Source organism: Brevibacillus fulvus (assembly GCF_016908525.1).
In the GTDB taxonomy this organism is placed as follows: domain Bacteria; phylum Bacillota; class Bacilli; order Brevibacillales; family Brevibacillaceae; genus Brevibacillus_G; species Brevibacillus_G fulvus.
Window position 1 is genome coordinate 188,177 of sequence record NZ_JAFBEB010000003.1, and the last position, 17,588, is coordinate 205,764.

Annotated in this window: 18 protein-coding genes; 14 read left to right on the forward strand and 4 right to left on the reverse strand. The window is 51.2% G+C overall.

The window, feature by feature from the left end; all coding sequences use genetic code 11:
* The first annotated feature begins 3 nt into the window (after positions 1–3).
* The 14 genes from JOD01_RS06320 to JOD01_RS06385 all read left to right on the forward strand — a co-directional run bounded on the left by JOD01_RS06320 (position 4) and on the right by JOD01_RS06385 (position 12,934).
* The gene (locus JOD01_RS06320; RefSeq protein ID WP_204517415.1) at positions 4–756 is read left to right on the forward strand and encodes a 3-oxoacyl-ACP reductase family protein; all 753 of its coding nucleotides are present in this window, start codon (positions 4–6) and stop codon (positions 754–756) included.
* Between the two features lie 26 nt (positions 757–782).
* Complete coding sequence (locus tag JOD01_RS06325; RefSeq protein ID WP_239565280.1) at positions 783–1,028, forward strand: acyl carrier protein; 246 nt, start codon at positions 783–785, stop codon at positions 1,026–1,028.
* Positions 1,012–1,995, forward strand: a complete 984-nt coding sequence (locus tag JOD01_RS06330; RefSeq protein WP_204517417.1) for a DUF1702 family protein — start codon at positions 1,012–1,014, stop codon at positions 1,993–1,995. The genes JOD01_RS06325 and JOD01_RS06330 overlap by 17 nt, the downstream gene beginning before the upstream one ends.
* Before the next feature lie 9 nt (positions 1,996–2,004).
* A complete protein-coding gene (locus JOD01_RS06335; protein ID WP_204517418.1) occupies positions 2,005–3,762 on the forward strand; it encodes a CRTAC1 family protein in 1,758 nt (585 codons plus the stop codon).
* Positions 3,763–4,017, forward strand: a complete 255-nt coding sequence (locus tag JOD01_RS06340) for a phosphopantetheine-binding protein (protein WP_204517419.1) — start codon at positions 3,763–3,765, stop codon at positions 4,015–4,017.
* 213 nt (positions 4,018–4,230) lie between these two features.
* Entirely contained in the window at positions 4,231–5,187 is a 957-nt protein-coding gene (locus JOD01_RS06345) for an ABC transporter substrate-binding protein (protein ID WP_204517420.1), read from the forward strand.
* Positions 5,188–5,227: 40 nt separating this feature from the next.
* A complete protein-coding gene (locus tag JOD01_RS06350; RefSeq protein ID WP_204517421.1) occupies positions 5,228–6,040 on the forward strand; it encodes an ABC transporter ATP-binding protein in 813 nt (270 codons plus the stop codon).
* Between the two features lie 13 nt (positions 6,041–6,053).
* Entirely contained in the window at positions 6,054–6,665 is a 612-nt protein-coding gene (locus tag JOD01_RS06355; protein ID WP_204517422.1) for a nitroreductase family protein, read from the forward strand.
* A complete protein-coding gene (locus tag JOD01_RS06360; RefSeq protein ID WP_204517423.1) occupies positions 6,662–7,693 on the forward strand; it encodes a FecCD family ABC transporter permease in 1,032 nt (343 codons plus the stop codon). The genes JOD01_RS06355 and JOD01_RS06360 overlap by 4 nt, the downstream gene beginning before the upstream one ends.
* A 5-nt stretch (positions 7,694–7,698) precedes the next feature.
* Positions 7,699–8,709, forward strand: a complete 1,011-nt coding sequence (locus JOD01_RS06365; protein ID WP_204517424.1) for a FecCD family ABC transporter permease — start codon at positions 7,699–7,701, stop codon at positions 8,707–8,709.
* Positions 8,710–8,795: 86 nt separating this feature from the next.
* Entirely contained in the window at positions 8,796–9,311 is a 516-nt protein-coding gene (locus tag JOD01_RS06370; protein WP_338028529.1) for an NfeD family membrane protein, read from the forward strand.
* An 11-nt stretch (positions 9,312–9,322) separates the two neighbouring features.
* On the forward strand, positions 9,323–10,876 hold the full coding sequence (locus JOD01_RS06375; RefSeq protein WP_204517425.1) for a flotillin family protein: 1,554 nt from the start codon (positions 9,323–9,325) through the stop codon (positions 10,874–10,876).
* Positions 10,877–11,381: 505 nt separating this feature from the next.
* On the forward strand, positions 11,382–12,176 hold the full coding sequence (locus JOD01_RS06380; RefSeq protein WP_204517426.1) for a sulfite exporter TauE/SafE family protein: 795 nt from the start codon (positions 11,382–11,384) through the stop codon (positions 12,174–12,176).
* A 173-nt stretch (positions 12,177–12,349) separates the two neighbouring features.
* A complete protein-coding gene (locus tag JOD01_RS06385) occupies positions 12,350–12,934 on the forward strand; it encodes a nitroreductase family protein (RefSeq protein WP_204517427.1) in 585 nt (194 codons plus the stop codon).
* A 183-nt stretch (positions 12,935–13,117) separates the two neighbouring features.
* Here JOD01_RS06385 and JOD01_RS06390 read toward each other — a convergent pair whose 3' ends face one another.
* The 4 genes from JOD01_RS06390 to JOD01_RS06405 form a co-directional block, all read right to left on the reverse strand.
* A complete protein-coding gene (locus JOD01_RS06390; RefSeq protein WP_204517428.1) occupies positions 13,118–14,590 on the reverse strand; it encodes a sodium:solute symporter family protein in 1,473 nt (490 codons plus the stop codon).
* Positions 14,587–14,784, reverse strand: coding sequence for a DUF3311 domain-containing protein (locus JOD01_RS06395; protein ID WP_239565250.1), 198 nt, complete (start codon positions 14,782–14,784; stop codon positions 14,587–14,589). The genes JOD01_RS06390 and JOD01_RS06395 overlap by 4 nt, the downstream gene beginning before the upstream one ends.
* Positions 14,785–14,799: 15 nt before the next feature.
* Positions 14,800–15,981, reverse strand: a complete 1,182-nt coding sequence (locus JOD01_RS06400) for a M20 family metallopeptidase (RefSeq protein ID WP_204517558.1) — start codon at positions 15,979–15,981, stop codon at positions 14,800–14,802.
* Positions 15,982–16,194: 213 nt separating this feature from the next.
* Entirely contained in the window at positions 16,195–17,499 is a 1,305-nt protein-coding gene (locus JOD01_RS06405; RefSeq protein ID WP_204517430.1) for a helix-turn-helix domain-containing protein, read from the reverse strand.
* Between the last annotated feature and the right edge of the window lie 89 nt (positions 17,500–17,588).

Genomic DNA, 17,588 nt, shown 5'->3' on the forward strand with positions numbered 1-17,588 from the left:
AACATGACGGATTGCAAATGGGACTTCAGCGGAAAAGTGGCATTGGTGACGGGCGGATCGCGCGGAATTGGCCGGGCGTGTGTCCAACAGTTGGCTCGCGCCGGTGCGGAGGTGATATTTACTTACGCCAGCCATGAGCAAGCGGCATATGAGCTTGTCGAGGAATGTTACCGGAACGGTTCGGCCAAGATTACGGCCATCCGGGCCAATTTTCGCGAGCAGGCCGATCGCGAGCGTCTGGCGGAACGAATTGCTCAGCAATCGCATCTGCATTTTTTGATCCATAATGCCGGTCTGCTCAGCGATGCGCCGCTGTATAAAATGACGGATACACAATGGGAAGAAGTGCTGCAGGTAAACCTTGATTCCTTCTTTGGCATTGCCAAGGCGGCGATTCGTCCGCTGTCCCGCAGTCAGGGAAGCATCGTTTCGGTTGCTTCCGTCGCCGGCATGGCCGGCGGGATCGGACAAGTGAACTACTCGGCAGCCAAAGCGGGAATGATTGGCTTCACCAAGGCGCTGGCACGGGAAGTAGGAGGATTGGGGATTCGTGTCAATGCAGTCGCTCCTGGCTATGTGGAGACGGAAATGGTATCCGCCATACCCGAAGAGAAGAAAAAGAAACGATATGCCGCCAATGCCTTGAAGAGAATTGGCCAAGCTGATGAAATCGCTGCCGCCATCCTGTTTTTGTTGTCTGAGCAAGCTTCTTTTATCACGGCGCAAGTCTTGGTGGCAGATGGCGGCTTGTTATAAAAAATTCAGAGGAGATGTGGGTGTTGATGATGGAAAATCGGGAAGGAATCAAACAGAGTTTGCTTGAGTTGATTGGTGATCTGATCGAACAGCCGCTCGGGGAGGAAGCGGTGGATGAGCCGTTTGCCGCTCTGGGAGTGGACTCGTTGATGTCTCTGCAAGTTGCCGTCCATCTGGAGCGGGAATTTGGCGTCCATTTTAGCGAAGAAGAGATCGCTGCGGTAAGCAAATTATCCGATCTGCTTGCATTGATCGATGCGAAAAACGAGTAAGGCAAAACCGGGCGACCTTCTTCTCCGGCTCGCATGGCAAAATCCGGATCGGCTGATCAGACGATTTGTCGATCATTCGGCACCGCGATTTTTTCGCGAGCGATTTGCGCGGATTTTGCAAGCTTTTTTGACCGGTTGTAACAGTGTGCTGCATACGCAGTTGGATGGAGAAATAATCCGCTGTCAGCTGGATCAAAGGTTTGATGCCTTTTACCGCGGATTTGCTTTTGAAGGAATCGGCCTGGGATTGGGCATTCGCTCGGCCGTTGTCTGGCGGGGCAAATCGCAATTTGAGCAGGAGATGCAAAGAATCGCTCCGGAATATGTCTACCAGTATTATGTCGGGCTTGGCTGGTGGCTGCACATTCGCTACGGATTCCGCATGGCCGGCTACCGGAAATGGCTGGCGAACTTACATCCGGGTTATCGGCCGATCGTATTTGACGGTGTCGGGTTTCGGACTGGCCTGTTCCTTTACCGGCAGAATCCTCGCATCCTGGAAAAATGGAATGGCTTCGTTCACGATTACCGACGGGTTTGTTTTCAAGGATTGGGGCGAAGTTTCTGGTTTCTTTACCAGTTTGATTTTGCCCGGGTCGCAGCGGAGATCGAGCGACTGCCAGATCGGTACCGGGCGGATACGTACAGCGGTGTTGGGCTCGCGATTGCTTACAGTATGTTTGATCGGATGGATTTTGTCTGTCTTGTTCTCAAGCAAGTGCCGGACAAGGATAAAGCGGCGTTTTTGCAAGGGCTCGCCTTTGGATGGGAAGCGCGAAAGCTGCAAAATCCAATGTTTTGGAAAGAAGTGGTTTCGCGTTGCACCGATTCGCAGTGCCGGATGATGTTACGAGGCATTGAGACGGTTCATCAAGTGCGCTCTTGTTTTGACCAGACCGACCACGACTCCTTTTATCCGAAATGGTTGGATGAAACGAGACGACGTCTTCAACGAATGAAGGGGTGAAGAGTGACCATGCAGTGGAGATCTGTTTCTCGATGGTGTGCGGCATTGTTGTTATTAGTCTGTACGGCATGTTCGGGCAGCAATGGTGAGAAAAAGAAGGATTACGGCTTTTCCTATCAAGATATCACCCAAAGGGCAAAGATCAGCTTTGTCCATGAAAAGCCGGTGTTTGATCAGAAAGTAGCCAATATAATGCCGTGGCTGCAATCAACGGGCGCGGGGGTAGCGGCAGCCGATTACGACCTTGATGGTTATATCGATTTATATTTCGTCAACTCTCGCAAAGGAAGTAAGAACGCTTTGTACCATAACAATGGCGATGGCACCTTCACCGACGTGGCCGAACAGTTGAAACTGGCGGATATTAACCATGACGGCGTTTCCTCGTCTCCTCTCTGGCTTGATTATGATAACTCCGGATATCCTAGTCTGTTTGTTGGACAATGGGGGAAAAGCAAGCTATTTAAAAATAACGGTGATGGGACGTTTACCGACATTACGGAACAAGCGGGCATCCAGGTGAAAGGCTACGTTTCCAAGGCGATCAGTCTGGACTACAATCGCGACGGCAATTTGGACATTTATCTGGGCTGTTATTTTCATCCCAGCCATGACTTGTGGAATTTGAAGACGACAAAAATTATGCACAACGATTTTGAGCGGGCGAGGAACGGCGGAAGCAATATATTGCTGCGCAACAACGGCGATGGCACGTTTACCGATGTTTCCCAAGAAATGAAAGTAGCAGACACCGGTTGGACATTGGCGACCGGATCGGCCGATATCAACAATGATGGTTGGCCGGACCTCTACAATGCAAACGACTTCGGCCCCGATGTGCTGTATCTCAACGATCAAGGGAAAGGCTTCAAACAGCTTGTTCAGCACAGCGGCATAGGTGATGACACATATAAAGGGATGAATGTGGATTTCGCCGATGTCTTTCACGACGGACATCTCAGCATGTATGTCAGCAATGTCAGCAAGGAACGGTATATACTCGAAGGCAACCAGCTTTGGCACGAGCAAGCAGATGGAACGTTTGTGGACCGTGCGGAAGAGATGGGAGTCAACTTGGCAGGATTTAGCTGGGGTGCGCGTTTCTTTGACGCCAACAACAGCGGCCAGCTCAGCTTGATGGTAACGAACGGATTTCTGTCCGCAAGCAAGGAACACGATTACTGGTTCGATCTAGGGACATTGGCGACCACGCCGTCCAATGTCATTGAAGATGCGAAAAACTGGCCCGCTTTCAACGATAAAAGTCTATCGGGTTACGAGAGCAAGTATTTGTTTTTAAACGAAGGCGGTGCATTTACCAATGTCGCCCAAGATGTCGGCATTACCTTTACGGAAGATGGCCGCGGCATTGCCGTCGCCGACTTGTTAAACAAAGGGGTGCTCGATCTCGTTTTTGCCAATCAAGGGGCTCCCGCCCGGGTTTACAAAAACGAAAATCGCACAGGAAACCACTGGATCAAACTGAAATTGACCGGGCGGGCGCCGAGCAACCGCGACGCAGTTGGGGCAAAGGTGATTTTTGAAGTGAGCGGTGTCAAAACGCTGGTTGAACGTGACGGAGGCAACAGCTTTGGCGGGCAAAGCGATCCGCGTATCCATTTTGGATTGGGGAAAGCGGATAAGGTAGACAAGATCACGATTCACTGGCCAAGTGGACGAACAGAAGAGCTGCGGGATATACCGGCCGATCAAATCCTCGAAATTACCGAGGCAGCAGGGCCGATGAAAGAGGAGGAGAGGAAATAAATGGATACACTTCCCCATGAAAAAGCGATTATGGAATGCTTGGTTAACTTTCTTCCACCTGGCGCGGAAGTTTCTCGTACAACCGATTTGCTGCAACTTGGGATCGACTCGATTAACTTTGTTCGGTTGATCGTGATGCTGGAAGAGCGTTTGGAAATTGAGATTGAAGATAATGAGGTACTGCTCGAAAATTTCAGTAACGTTGAAAAAATTCATCAGGTGATCGAGAAAGCATTGGAGGCAAAAGAAACGTAACCAATCGAGAAGAACGGGAACAGAGCAGGGGCAGCTTATGGTATTGCCCATTCTCAGAGACAAATGCTTTATCTGAAGCAGAAGCGCAGGCCAATTGCTGCGCTTCTTTTTATTTGCTGACGGCATTTTTGCACTAGACAGCGAAGGTACCACATGATAATATTCCAGTGATAATGATTTTCATTATCGTTTGGAAAGGAGCGAAACATACGCATGTTACACAAACAAACACAAATGATAGCCAGCATTTTCTCATTGCTCATGCTGCTTGTTTTAACCGCTTGCGGACAGCAAGCCGGCTCAACTGCACCGGCTGCGGGCTCAGAGACCCGCACGGTGCAAACGGCCAAAGGAGAGGTCACCGTTCCGGTCCATCCGAAGCGGATTGTGACCGACTTGTATTTGGCCGACGTGTTAGCGTTGGGCATCAAGCCGGTTGGAGCAAACGAATGGAGTTTGCGCAACCCCTACATAAAGGAACAAATCGAAGGTATCGAAGATATCGGAGCGCCGATCTCCGTGGAAAAAGTGCTTGCTTTAAAGCCGGATTTGATTATTTTACAGTCGGATGAAAACTATGAAAAGCTGTCCATGATTGCGCCAACGGTCGTCATTCCGTATGCATCCGAAGGCGATTTCTACGGGGAATTGCGCAAAATAGCCGACGTCATCGGTCAGCAAGAGAAGACGGAAGAGTGGATTGCTTCATTTGAACAGAAGGCGGCGGAAGCGCGCAAACAGATAGAGCCGCTCGTAGCGGAAGGCGAAACGTTCGGTCTGTATGAATTGGCTGATGGGAAGGTTTGGATGTTCGGCGACAACTGGGGCCGCGGCGGTCAAGTGCTATACAAGGCGCTGCAGCTGTCCCCGCCCCCGATCATGCGCGAGCTGATCAGCCAAGGCACGCAATATAAGGAATTGGCGATCGAATCGTTGCCGGAATACGCCGCTGACAATATGTTTGTTACAACATACAGTGCAGCATCCAAAGGATCGGCTCCGGACAGTTTTGCCGATTTGCAGACAAATCCGGTCTGGAACAGTCTGGATGCCGTCAAGCAGAAGCGAGTTTTCCTGATGGACTTCGCCATGTACTATGCCGATCCGTATGCCTTGGAGAGCCAACTGCAGCTCATGGTGCAAAAAATAACGGAGAGCCACCAGCATTGACAAACCCGCTGATCCGATCAGCGATTTGGAGGATGGAGAGATGAACAGTTTGCAAGGCAAAGCGCTGACGTTTTCCTATGGAGAGACAGCGATTATCAAGGAGCTGGACGTAGAGATACCGAAGGGGAAAATTACGACGATCATCGGGCCGAACGGTTGCGGCAAATCGACTTTGTTGAAAACGTTGGCGCGTATTGTAAAACCAACGCAAGGCTCGATTTATCTCAATATGAAGGAGCTATCGCAAATGTCGACCAAAGAGATCGCCAAGCAGATGGCGATTTTGCCGCAAATTCCCGAGGCGCCAAGCGGGTTGACCGTCTACGAGCTGGTCTCTTACGGCCGTTTTCCCCATCAGAAGGGATTTGGCACCTTGACAACCCATGATCGGCGGATGATTGAATGGGCGCTCCGCATTACCGGGACGATCGACTTTCAGCATCGCACCATCGAAGCTTTATCCGGGGGACAACGGCAGCGAGTCTGGATAGCGATGGCGCTTGCCCAGGAAACCGAGTTGATCTTGCTCGATGAACCGACTACCTATCTCGATCTGGCACACCAGCTGGAAGTATTGGAAATTTTGTATACATTGAATCGGCAAGAAGAGCGGACGATCGTCATGGTGCTGCACGATTTGAATCATGCCGCCCGGTTTGCCGATCATTTGATCGCCATGCGTGACGGACAGATCATCTGCGAAGGGGACCCGCATCAAGTGATGACGCGCGAACATTTGCGCACCGTCTTTCAGATTGAAGCGCAGATCGTGGAAGATCCGCGGCTGAAACGGCCGATCTGCCTGACCTACGACTTGATCAACACTAAAAACAAGCAGCAGCGATTGGGCTGAGGAGGGTAAAAAGATGACAGAGCTTGAGATGATCGTGACGGGCCGCCGGACGATTCGCAAGACAATCGCTCAACCGATTGACCGGCAGCTTTTGCTTGAACTGCTGGAAAAAGCGGCGTATGCCCCGTTTCACAGCAAAACGGAGCCATGGTCTGTTTATATGGCGATCACGGCCGAGGAGAAGGCCTATTTCTTGCAATGTGTCTTGGAGAGCTATGAACGAAACGATATTTTGGCTGAATTTAACGAACAACAATTGGAAAAGATCAAGGAGGCCAATGAGAAGGCATTCTTTCAAACAGGCGCCAACCTGATCGTCGCCGCAGATTTGTTCGATGACGAAAAACAAAATTTGGAGTCGCTGGGGGCAACCGCCGCCTTCATTCAAAATTTGCAGTTGCTTGCCTGGGAAAAGAAGATTGGCGTTGTCTGGAGAACAAATCCATACATTTTCGATCGCCAGTTTGCTGCCGCATTTGGCATACCGGAGACAAAGCGAGTCGTTGGCTCCCTTCATTTGGGGTATTTTGAAGAGAAACACGTTCCAAAGCCGCTCAGTCGGCGGCCGCTGACGGCATGGGTTCGTCCGATCCAACTTGGACATGCAAGGCGGGGAGAAGCATGAACGAAGTAAGCCGAACGCCCATTTTATCGAACCGCAAGCTGCGGATTTCCACAGGATGGTTCATCCTGCTGTTGATGGTGCTGTTCTTTGGACTGCTGCTGTTTTCCATTTGCCAGGGCAATGCCGCCATCGGGTTCCACACGATTTGGACCAGTCTGTTCCAGTTCAATCCAGCGCTCACCGACCAGGCGATTGTTCGGGAGATTCGCCTTCCGCGCACGATCGCCAGCGCATTGACAGGAGCGTTTTTGGCGATGTCCGGCACATTGATGCAAGGGATTACCCGAAATCCATTGGGCGATCCGTCGATTATGGGGATTACCAGCGGCGCTGCGTTCGCCATTTCTTTAAGCTTCGCATTTGCTCCGCAATTATCGACACCCGCGTTGATGGCCTTATCGTTTGCAGGTGCTTGCGGCGGAGCGGCGTTGGTTTTCAGCATCGGGATGCTGTCCAAGCGCGGTCTGACCGCGGTAAAATTGGCGTTGGCGGGTGCTGCCGTCAGTGCGCTGCTCACCTCACTGTCAACGGCGATCTCGATTCGTTTAGATCTGGCCAAACAAATCGAGTTTTATTTTGCCGGGAGTTTTTCCGGAATGAAGTGGGCCTATGTCTATCCGATGCTGGTCATCGGGTTGATCGTGATCGCATTGTTGCTCGTGCTTGGCCGGGCCCTGACGGTGTTGACACTGGGAGAGGAGGTTGCCAAAGGATTGGGCCAGCGGTTGATGCTGGTCAAATGCCTGGCGATTGTCTTGATTTTATTGATGACGGGGATTTCTGTTGCCGCTGCCGGTGTGATCAGTTTTGTCGGCTTGATCGTGCCGCATGTGACCAGGCTGTTATTCGGCCTGAATTATCGCTTGATCCTTCCGCTGTCGGGGCTGCTGGGGGCGATGTTGGTCGTCGCCGCCGACATTGCGGCGCGGATGATTCAGCCGCCGTTTGAAACACCGGTCGGCGCGATCACCACGCTGTTGGGCGGACCGTTTTTTCTCTACTTGGCCCGGCGGGAAGGCAGGAGGTGAGGCTGATGGAACAAAGACGCATGTCTGTGACTACGCTGGCTGGTCTGATTTTCGGCCTGATTTTGCTCCTGTTTTTTGTCAGTTTGAATCTTGGCGTGATTCGCTTGTCACCGTGGGAAGCGCTCCAGACTTTGTTTGGCTCGGGAACCAATGAAAGCAATTTGACTCTCTTTCAATTTCGCCTGCCGCGGATGGTGCTGGCTCTGCTGATCGGCGGCGGACTTGCCGTTGCCGGCGCGGTCTTTCAAAGCGTGACGCAAAATGACCTGGCTGATCCCGGCATCATCGGTATTAATACAGGGGCCAGTTTGGCTGTTGTGACGTTTCTCTTTTTGACCGGCGGGACGGTCGAAGTGTTGCCGTTCACCTCAAAAGTTCTTCTGCCGGTTGTCGCGTTTGCGGGGGCGATTCTCGCCGCCTTGCTGATCTACCTGTTCGCCTGGAATCGGGGAATCTCGCCGCTTAGGCTCGTGCTGGTGGGCGTCGCCTTTAATGCGATCCTGTCCGCTTTGCTGATCATATTTCAACTGCAAATGGCCGACAAAGATTTTGTCAAAGCGCTGGTCTGGTTGTCGGGAAGCATCTGGACGGCCAACTGGGAGTACATTTTCGTTACGCTACCGTGGTTTCTGCTGCTGTTGCCGCTGGTGTTTTCCCGAGCGCGTTCGCTCAATCTCATCCAGTTGGGCGACGCCGTTTCCAAAGGGCTGGGACTGTCTGTCGAGCGGGAACGCTGGCTGTTTTTAATCATTGCCGCCGCGATTACGGGAGCGGCTGTGGCTGTCGGAGGGAATATTGCCTTTCTCGGGCTGGTAGCGCCGCATATGGCCCGCAAGCTGGTCGGTGCGCGCCATCAGCGCTACTTGCCGATCAGCGCCTTGCTGGGAGCGTTATTCCTGTTATTGGCTGACATGATCGGGCGCGTGATCGTGATGCCTTCGGAATTGCCGGTCGGGATCGTTTTCTCTGTTTTGGCCGCTCCGTATTTCTTGTATTTATTGATGAAATCGCTGTAAGTTATACAGAAATTGTAAAATCATGAAACGAAATCCTTCTTCATCCGTATGTCTTATTGTAGGCAACTATCGGAAAGGAGGATTTTTTGCTGAGCGGGGTAGAGCTTTTTTTTCTTGGTTGTTTTGCTTTCGGACTCATTTACGCTCTGCTGCTTTTGCTATTCGGGGATGCAAGTACGGGCTGGGTGGATGGGTTTGTGCTCCCGCCATTGCACCCGGTTGTTTTGGTTGGCGGCGTTACCGCATTCGGCGGCAGCGGCTTTTTGCTTGACCGATATGCCAATCTCGCCTTGATCTATGTTTGCCTGGCCGCTTTGGCGATTGCGGCGGTGCTTTCCCTTTCTGTTTATTTTTTGTTGGTCCGCCCGATGCGGCACGCCGAAAATTCGGTCGGCTACTCAATGAACGATTTGATTGGCAAAATCGGCTATGTATGGACAACGGTTCCGGCTGACGGCTTGGGCGAAGTCGTAGTCACGATGGTAGGCGGAACCACCAGTCATATGGCAGTCAGTGTTGATCGGACGGAAATAGCGGAGGGAACCCGCGTCGTGGTTGTCGACGTCCGCGACCATGTGTTGCAGGTCGCACTTTTTCACTAGGGGGAGATTCTATGGAAAATACGCTGATCTTGACCATGGCGATCACCGTACTGGGGATCTTGGTCGTGCTGGGCATTGCTTTTTGGGCGCGCTACAAAACGGTGGGTGCCGACGAAGCGATGATTGTGACAGGGAGCTTGCTTGGAGACAAAAATGTTTTGACCGATGAAGCGGGCCGCAAGATGAAGATTGTGCGGGGCGGCGGATCGTTCATTTTGCCGATTTTTCAACAGGCCAATTTTATCAGTCTGCTGTCGCACAAATTGGATGTGTCCACACCAGAGGTTTATACCGAACAGGGTGTGCCGGTAATGGCCGATGGCGTGGCGATTATTAAAGTAGGCGGCTCGATTGAGGACATCGCCACGGCGGCGGAACAATTTATGGGCAAGGCGGACGATGCTCTGAAAGCGGAAGCGCAAGAAGTGTTGGAAGGCTATTTGCGGGCCATTCTCGGCAGCATGACCGTGGAGGAAATTTATAAAAACCGGGAGCGGTTTGCCCAGGAAGTGCAGGCAGTGGCGGCAAAAGATTTGAAGAAGATGGGGCTCAATGTGGTCAGTTTTACAATCAAGGATGTTCGCGACAAAAACGGCTACTTGGCTGCGTTGGGAATACCGCAAATCGCTGCGGTCAAACGCGACGCTCTCGTCTCCCAGGCGGAAGCGGATAAGGAAGCGCGGATCCGTCAGGCGATTGCCGAAGAGGAAGCGCGCAAGGCTGAACTGTTGAAAGAAACGAATATTGCGGAAGCGGAAAAAGAAAAAGAATTGAAAGTGGCCGCATTTAAGCAAGAACAAGACCGGGCCAGGGCTGCCGCCGATCAGGCCTACAAGCTGCAGGAAGCGGTGATCAAGCAACAAGTAACCGAAGAAGAAATGAAAATTGATATTGTGCGCAAGCAAAAACAGATTGAACTGGAAGAGAAGGAGATTCTGCGCCGCGAGCGGCAGTACGACGCCGAAGTGAAGAAAAGGGCGGACGCTGACCGCTATGCCGTAGAACAGAGTGCGGAGGCGGAAAAAGCGAAGAAAATGCGGGAAGCCGATGCGCTGAAATACCGTATCGAAGCGGAAGCCAAGGCGTTGGCCGAGCAAAAACGCCTGGAAGGTTTGGCCATTGCGGAAGCCGAAAAAGCTCGCGGAAGCGCTGAAGCAGAAGTGATACGACTCAAGCTGAACGCAGAAGCTGAGGGGAAAGAAAAGCTGGCGGAAGCGTTCGAAAAATTCGGGCAGGCAGCCGTATTGGATATTATCGCCAAAATGTTGCCGGAGCTGGCAGAAAAAGTGGCGGAACCGCTCAAAGCGATTGATAAGGTAACGATTATTGACAGCGGTTCCGGGTCAGGAGACGGTGTTACCCGATTCAGTACCAATGTCACCAAGCTGATGACGCAATTGCCGGAGATGCTCAAAGATGTTTCCGGTCTGGATCTCAACCAGATGATTACATCGTTTGGCGGTCAGCGGGAAGCGGCTGTGGCAACGACCGGCAGCCCGAAGGAAAAGACGGAAGCTTCGGTCAAATCGAATTCTGAACTCGATGACAATCATGCAGCAACGTAAGCAAAGGAAAGAGTGGTTGCGAAAAAAAGCGTTTCCGTTGAAAAAAACGGAGACGCTTTTTTCATTGTCTCAGCATGAAGCCAGCAAAAACAAAAACTTCCACTGACAGCTACTCACGAACTGCTGCCTGCGTGAATAAATGGAAACGAGAGTGGAAAAGTTGTCGTTCGTATGGGAAACTTAGAGGAGAACACGAGAGTTGAGGTTCAATCAGTTCCGTCATTGCCCTCATAAACAATGCGCACGCCCAAATGGCTATATGTTTCTTCCCGATAGTGGCCATCCGGGCATTGCTTTACGGAACAAAGGGCAGTGTGTTCACTGCGCAACCGTTGTCGACAAGCGGGGCATACGGGTGAAAAAAGATGCGTGAAATAAGCAATCATGTTTTAATCACCATTTTCCGATTTTATTACTTGGTTTTATTGTACCCAGATTTGCATCATTCGTATAGCGTGAATGGCAATTATTTTGCGTTTTGCCAAGTTAGGAGTGTAGAGATGGGATGAGCCATGCTTATTTGTATCTGGTCCTGCCGCTGCTCGGCCTGATTGGTTCGTTTTTTTCCGGTTTGTTGGGGATCGGCGGAGCGATTATTAATTATCCGCTGCTGCTGTTCATTCCGGCCATGGTCGGCGTCGCGCAGTTTAGCGGACAAGAGGTATCGGGAATCAGTATGTTTCAGGTCTTCTTTTCGTCTTTGGCCGGTGTGTTGGCTTATCGTTTTCAGCAGAAATCCGGTTCTTCTTTCGTGCATCGCGGCCTCGTTTTGTATATGGGCGGCAGTATTTTGCTCGGCAGTTTGATGGGCAGTGCAAGCTCAAAATATTTATCGAGCGACACGATCAATTTCATCTATGGCATATTGGCAGTTATCGCAGTGCTCTTGATGCTGATCCCGTCGAAAGGAAAACAGGTCGAGACAAGTGTGCAGGTAAGCTTCAACAAGACGTTGGCCAGTATGCTTGCGTTTCTGGTGGGAATCGTTTCCGGCATTGTTGGGGCGGGCGGAGCGTTCATCTTGATTCCGCTCATGCTTGCTGTCCTGAAGATACCGACTAGGGTGACGATTGCCTCTTCTCTGGCGATCGTGTTTATCTCTGCAGTTGGCGGTGTGACCGGAAAATTAACGGCTGGCCACATCCCGTTGCTGCCCACCGTCCTGGTGGTGATCGGCAGTATTGTGGGCGCACCGATCGGGTCGAGAGTTAGTGCAAAGTTGGATGTCAAGCTGCTGCGTTATGGATTGGTCCTCCTGCTCACGATCACAGCCATCAAGGTTTGGTCAACGATCTTGTAACAGCGTATGAGCGAAATTTGTCCCTGGTGACCCAACCAAATTTTTTTTGACTGCATACCGCAGAGAGCAGCAAGCTTGTGACCAATTTGGAGGCAATGTTATAATCTCCCATAAAGAGTGTTTTTCATTGTTACCCTAAATTCGCAAGCGTCGTTTAAGGAGGATCATAAGCAATGAGTGTCAGCAATCCACGCAACCCTGATTTCGACATAGCCCCGCAATTTATTGAACGCTGGTCTCCGCGGTCTTTTGCGGAAAAGGAAATCCCGAATGATGTTTTGTACAGTGTGTTTGAGGCGGCGCGTTGGGCTCCATCAGCTTCAAACCTGCAACCTTGGAGATTTGTGATCGCCCGTACGGAAGAAGACCGCGAAAAATTCCATTCCTTTATATTGCCCGGAAACCTGGAATGGTGTAAAAAAGCTCCTGTATTGGCTGTTCTTCTGTCGAAGACAACAACCGAACGAGGAGAAAACGCCTGGCATGCTTTTGATGCGGGCACCGCTTGGGGTTATCTTGCACTGGAAGCGCATCATCAAGGTTTGATCACCCATGCGATGGGCGGATTTGAACCGGAGAAAGCCCGCGAAGTCTTGCAAGTGCCTGAAGAGTACGCCATTCAAGCGGTGATCGCGATTGGCTATCAAGGGGAAAAGGATGCTCTGCCCGAGAAATTCCAGGAGCGCGAACAGCCCAACAATCGCCAGCCATTGAAAGAATCCCTCTTCGAAGGCACATTTGGCAGAGCAGCGTTGTAAAGGAAAGGTACGGAAAAAGGCCGCTTTTCTGTGAAGCGCCAGCCATAATGCAAATATAACGAAAGGCAGATTCAACATGCAACTCCGTTTTGTCAAACAACGAGCGTCTGACAAAAGGAGCGCAGCGTGAATCTGCCTTTTTGCGTTAGAAATATGATGTGCCGAAACAAATTGCTTCGGTGATCAAGCGGCTTTCGCCTGGTCGCTTTCCACCGCGGAACTTCTTGTGACCAAACTGACGAGAATCATCGCAATCACATTCACAACCATGGCGACGATCCCGACATTCAGATCTTTCAACACTTGCGGCAGGAACGGAAACATCGTGCCAATCGTACTGTTGCTCACGGTAATGTAGGCAACCGTCGCCACGCCGACGATAATTCCGGCGGCAGCCCCCTGTTTGGTTACAAAATTGCGTTTGAACAGGCTGAACAGCAGTGACGGAAAGAGCTGGGTCACCAAACTGTATCCCATCAACAGCAAGGCAACGATGGCGGCACCGCCCTGGAAGGTGAAGTACAGAGCGATCAGGGCGACCACAGGCACGAGATATTTTGCCAAACGGGAAATTTGCTGATCGGTCGCGTTTGGCGCAAATACTTTGTAAATGTTATTGGCGAGAAGGGTCGCCGCTGCCATCAAAATCATCGAACCTGGCACCAAGGCGGTCAGCAGCCCGGCCGCGCCTATCACCCCGACGAACCAGGGATCAAACGTTTGCGTAGAGAGACGAAGCAAGGAGAGGTCGCCGTTTGCTCCTTCCAATCCCGGCACCTGGAGGATTGCGGCGAACCCGACGAAAAACACAAACAGCAGAACTAACTGGTAGAGCGGCATTACAATGGCGTTTTTCCGAAAAACGGCTTCATTTTTTGCCGAGTAGGCAGAACCGAATGAATGGGGCCACATATAAAATCCGAGCGCGGTCAGCAAAACGGTCGAGACAAACCAGGAAATACTTTGCCCCTTTTCGGGAAGCGTGAGAAAACCGGGCTTGGCTGCATCAATGGCTTCGAACATCGGTTGAAGTCCGCCGTAATAATGAATAGGCAAATAAATTCCGAGAAACAGGACAACGCCGAGAATCATGATATCTTTGACCGCTGCCGTCCAGGCCGAGCCGTGAATGCCGGAAATCATTACATAAACCGTGATCGCCAGCGTGCTGATCCAGATGGCGGCGGTCGGAGAGATCGAACCGTAGGAAGCTTCCGACACGATGCTGCCGAGCCCCTTTAATTGTGTAATCAAATAAGGAACAAGCGCAACGACGCCGACTAAGGAGACCAGCACACCCAAATAGGGGCTTTTGTACTTGCTGACGAAAAAGTCGGATTGCGAGACAAGTTTCTTTTCCTTGGCGTATCTCCAGATCACCGGCAGCATAAAGTAAGACATGATATAGGCCAAACAACCGTAGGCCAGGATATAGTAAGTGGGGCCGCCTTTGCTGTAAGCCCAGCCGCTGCCGCCGAGGAAGGTGAAGGTGGTGTAAATCTCACCAGCCATCAGCAAGAAAACGAACACACTGCCGAAACCGCGTCCGCCGACCGTCCATTGTTCCAGGTTCATATCTTTTCCCTTGCGTGCCTGTATGCCAAGGTACAGAGAGAGAAGCAGGAAGAGAAAAATAATGACCAAGGCGATATTCATTTCGATTCCCCCTCCTTGTTGGCCGGATCCAGCTTATAGATGATGCCCATCAAAATCGATGTGAGGACGACCCACATGACGATCCAGAACAAAACAAACGGCAATCCAAAAACGTAAGGTTCCACTTTATTGGCAAACGGGATGCAGACAAGTACGCCGATAAAGGGAAGAGCGGCCAAAATATATCGGAACAATGGCAATTCCTCCTTTTAGCTTGTAATCAGGATTTTGCGCGCAGCATTGACGAACATTTTCACCCCCACTTCCAACGAAGCCTCATCCACGGTAAAGCGAGGATGGTGATGAGGGTAGACAATTCCTTTTTCTTCGTTGCCTGCACCAATATAGAAAAAGCAGCCTGGAGCCTTTTGCTGATAGGCCGAGAAGTCTTCCCCGCCCATATTTGGCTTCATCGGTTCCAGCCACTCTTCTCCCAAAGTTTCCTGTACGACTTCTTGCAGCAGTTGTGCCACTTCAGCGTCATTAATTACCGGACGATACCCATATACATACTGAAAATCATAGGTTGCCCCATGCGCATCGGTGATCCCTTTGATGACGCGCTCCATCAGCGGCGGAATCGATTCCCGCAGCTTTTGGTCAAAACTGCGAACTGTTCCGCAAATGCTGACCGATCCCGGAATAACATTGTGAGTCGTGCCGCCGACAAACTGGGTGACAGACAACACCAGGTTGTCCAGAGGATCTGTATTCCGGGAGACAATGTGCTGGAGATTGGTCACCACTTGCGCCGCGATGGCGATACTGTCAACGGTTTGATGAGGCAACGCCGCATGACCGCCTTTTCCGATGACAGTAATATAGAAGGTGTCCGGCGCGGCCATCATCGGTCCGGCAATGACGCCGACCTTGCCGTAACGCATCGGGGCCCAGAGATGTGTGCCGATGACGAGATCGACCCCATCCATCACACCGGCTTGCACCATTTCCTCCGCGCCTCCTGGAAACAGCTCTTCCGCATGCTGGAACAGAAAACGCACTTCTCCGCTGAGCTGCTCTTTCAATCCGGAGAGGATTTTGGCTGCTCCGAGCAGCATGGCTGTATGCCCGTCATGTCCACAGGCATGCATGACCCCGTCGTTTTGTGAGACAAATTCAAAATCGTTCTCTTCCGTGATAGGCAAAGCATCCATATCGGCCCGCATCGCCAATACCTTGCCCGGACGATTGCCAATCAATCGGGCCATCACGCTCGTTTTGGTAGGACGGCTTAGCTCAAGGTTGCCGAAGGAAAGCAGCGTATCATAAACAAATTGTGCGGTTTTCTCTTCCTGAAAGGACAGTTCCGGGTTGCGGTGCAGATATCTTCTCCACTCGATCACTTGATCTTTTATTTGTTCAACGGCACTTTCCAGTTCACTTACGGTCATCATGCAAAATACCTCCTTATTTTTCTGTCAAGTTAAATAAAGGTTGATTTAAGGATATGTCCCTAATTTTATAACATTTTGTGTAAATTGAAAAGACAAAAAACACGAAATTATCAAACAATTTAACAATGGCCCAAACCAGCCAAAAACCCCCCTGCCGTTGACAGAAAGCCAATCGCAGGGGGAACAGGCTTGATTTCGACTGAGGAAAATTTAGGATGGAAATAACAGGCGATACAGTTTTCGCGGTCTGCCTCGCGAGTGCGGACTCTCTTCTCCGATCACTTCGGCCAGTCCGTTTGCTTCCAGCTCCATCAGGATACGCCGGGCGCTTCTCGGCAAAATGCCCATATATTGGGCCAGTTCGTGGGCATTCAGCTCCGTTCTCCCCAGTTTGTGCAGAATGGAATTCAGCTTGCTGAGCGTCATGACGCTGAGGGAGGTTTTTTTGCTCAGCGCCTGGAGCTGTTTGGTCGAGACGGAAAAGCTGATCTGTTCCTGTTTTCCCAATGGACCGACGATTGTTTTGTCGTCAAAGAAAGCCATCCATGTGCCTGTGCCAAATTCTTTGGCATGCAGCAGCGCATTGCCGGCGTGAATCTCCGCTTCGTAAGCCGACTTTCCGATGCCGATTCCGCAGGTGACCAGCTGATTGCCGATGCCGTATTGTCCTTCCAGGTCAGGAATCGAGGTGAACTGGTTCGTCATCTCCCGCAAAATCCCGCGGGTGGTAAAAATGACGTAACGGCCAGGGCCGGCCAATTTCAGCGAGCCCTGCAGCTGCTTGGTGAAGGCAAGCAATTTCTCCGTCGCTTTAATTTCCAGCTTGTGCAGTTCGTCCGTAGAAAACGTTTTGTTGATCAATCCGCGAAACGAGTCGATTTCCAGCAACAACACGGCGATTTGCGTATCCTTGAAGCGGTACATTTCATGTGTCCGCAGCAGCATGTTGATCACGGATTGTACGCCGCTGTACGTTGGCAAAACCCGATAAACCGGTACGCCCAGCCGCTGCAACTCCAAATGAGCGGTGCGCAAACAAGTAACCGCCGCTTTCGTTTTGCCGCTTTTCCATAATTGGTAGTGAAACTCGGCTAATTCACTGGCTGTAATCGCTCCTTCGTAAGATTTCAGGTAACGCGGCTGGCTGTGAATGTTTGCTTCCGCCATGATTTGCTTCAGTTCCTCCGGACGGAAGGTGTCGAAACTAAGCTGTTCGACCGCAAGCTTATCTTGATGCGACAAGGAAAATAAGGTCCGGTACAGGCTGGCGCCAATGTGCGGGACGTAGGCCATCGGCTTGTCGGTAATGCCCCATTCCTTCGCCAATGCATAGGGAACCTGGCCGGAAAACAGCCACATATCCGCTTCCTCCAGGCGCGGTGGAAGCAATGTATACAATTCTTCTTCTTTCCAGTAAACAATCGGGAGGTATTCAATTTCAGAAAATTGCGTTACCACCGACTGGATGACAGCCAATGAATCGTCGGCCCCTACTACTCCTAGTTTCAGTTTCAACAGCGATCCCTCTTTTTCTGCAATCTCTTGTTTCACTATACCAAATCGGGCGAGCGGGGGCACGCAATAGCCGGGAAGCGAATTGCGCA

Bases quoted from the DNA above. Each gene is read 5' to 3' on its own strand.
- JOD01_RS06320 (WP_204517415.1), top strand. From the start codon at position 4: ATGACGGATTGCAAATGGGACTTCAGCGGAAAAGTGGCATTGGTGACG.
- JOD01_RS06325 (WP_239565280.1), top strand. From the start codon at position 783: ATGATGGAAAATCGGGAAGGAATCAAACAGAGTTTGCTTGAGTTGATT.
- JOD01_RS06330 (WP_204517417.1), top strand. From the start codon at position 1,012: ATGCGAAAAACGAGTAAGGCAAAACCGGGCGACCTTCTTCTCCGGCTC.
- JOD01_RS06335 (WP_204517418.1), top strand. From the start codon at position 2,005: ATGCAGTGGAGATCTGTTTCTCGATGGTGTGCGGCATTGTTGTTATTA.
- JOD01_RS06340 (WP_204517419.1), top strand. From the start codon at position 3,763: ATGGATACACTTCCCCATGAAAAAGCGATTATGGAATGCTTGGTTAAC.
- JOD01_RS06345 (WP_204517420.1), top strand. From the start codon at position 4,231: ATGTTACACAAACAAACACAAATGATAGCCAGCATTTTCTCATTGCTC.
- JOD01_RS06350 (WP_204517421.1), top strand. From the start codon at position 5,228: ATGAACAGTTTGCAAGGCAAAGCGCTGACGTTTTCCTATGGAGAGACA.
- JOD01_RS06355 (WP_204517422.1), top strand. From the start codon at position 6,054: ATGACAGAGCTTGAGATGATCGTGACGGGCCGCCGGACGATTCGCAAG.
- JOD01_RS06360 (WP_204517423.1), top strand. From the start codon at position 6,662: ATGAACGAAGTAAGCCGAACGCCCATTTTATCGAACCGCAAGCTGCGG.
- JOD01_RS06365 (WP_204517424.1), top strand. From the start codon at position 7,699: ATGGAACAAAGACGCATGTCTGTGACTACGCTGGCTGGTCTGATTTTC.
- JOD01_RS06375 (WP_204517425.1), top strand. From the start codon at position 9,323: ATGGAAAATACGCTGATCTTGACCATGGCGATCACCGTACTGGGGATC.
- JOD01_RS06380 (WP_204517426.1), top strand. From the start codon at position 11,382: ATGAGCCATGCTTATTTGTATCTGGTCCTGCCGCTGCTCGGCCTGATT.
- JOD01_RS06385 (WP_204517427.1), top strand. From the start codon at position 12,350: ATGAGTGTCAGCAATCCACGCAACCCTGATTTCGACATAGCCCCGCAA.
- JOD01_RS06390 (WP_204517428.1), bottom strand. From the start codon at position 14,590: ATGAATATCGCCTTGGTCATTATTTTTCTCTTCCTGCTTCTCTCTCTG.
- JOD01_RS06400 (WP_204517558.1), bottom strand. From the start codon at position 15,981: ATGACCGTAAGTGAACTGGAAAGTGCCGTTGAACAAATAAAAGATCAA.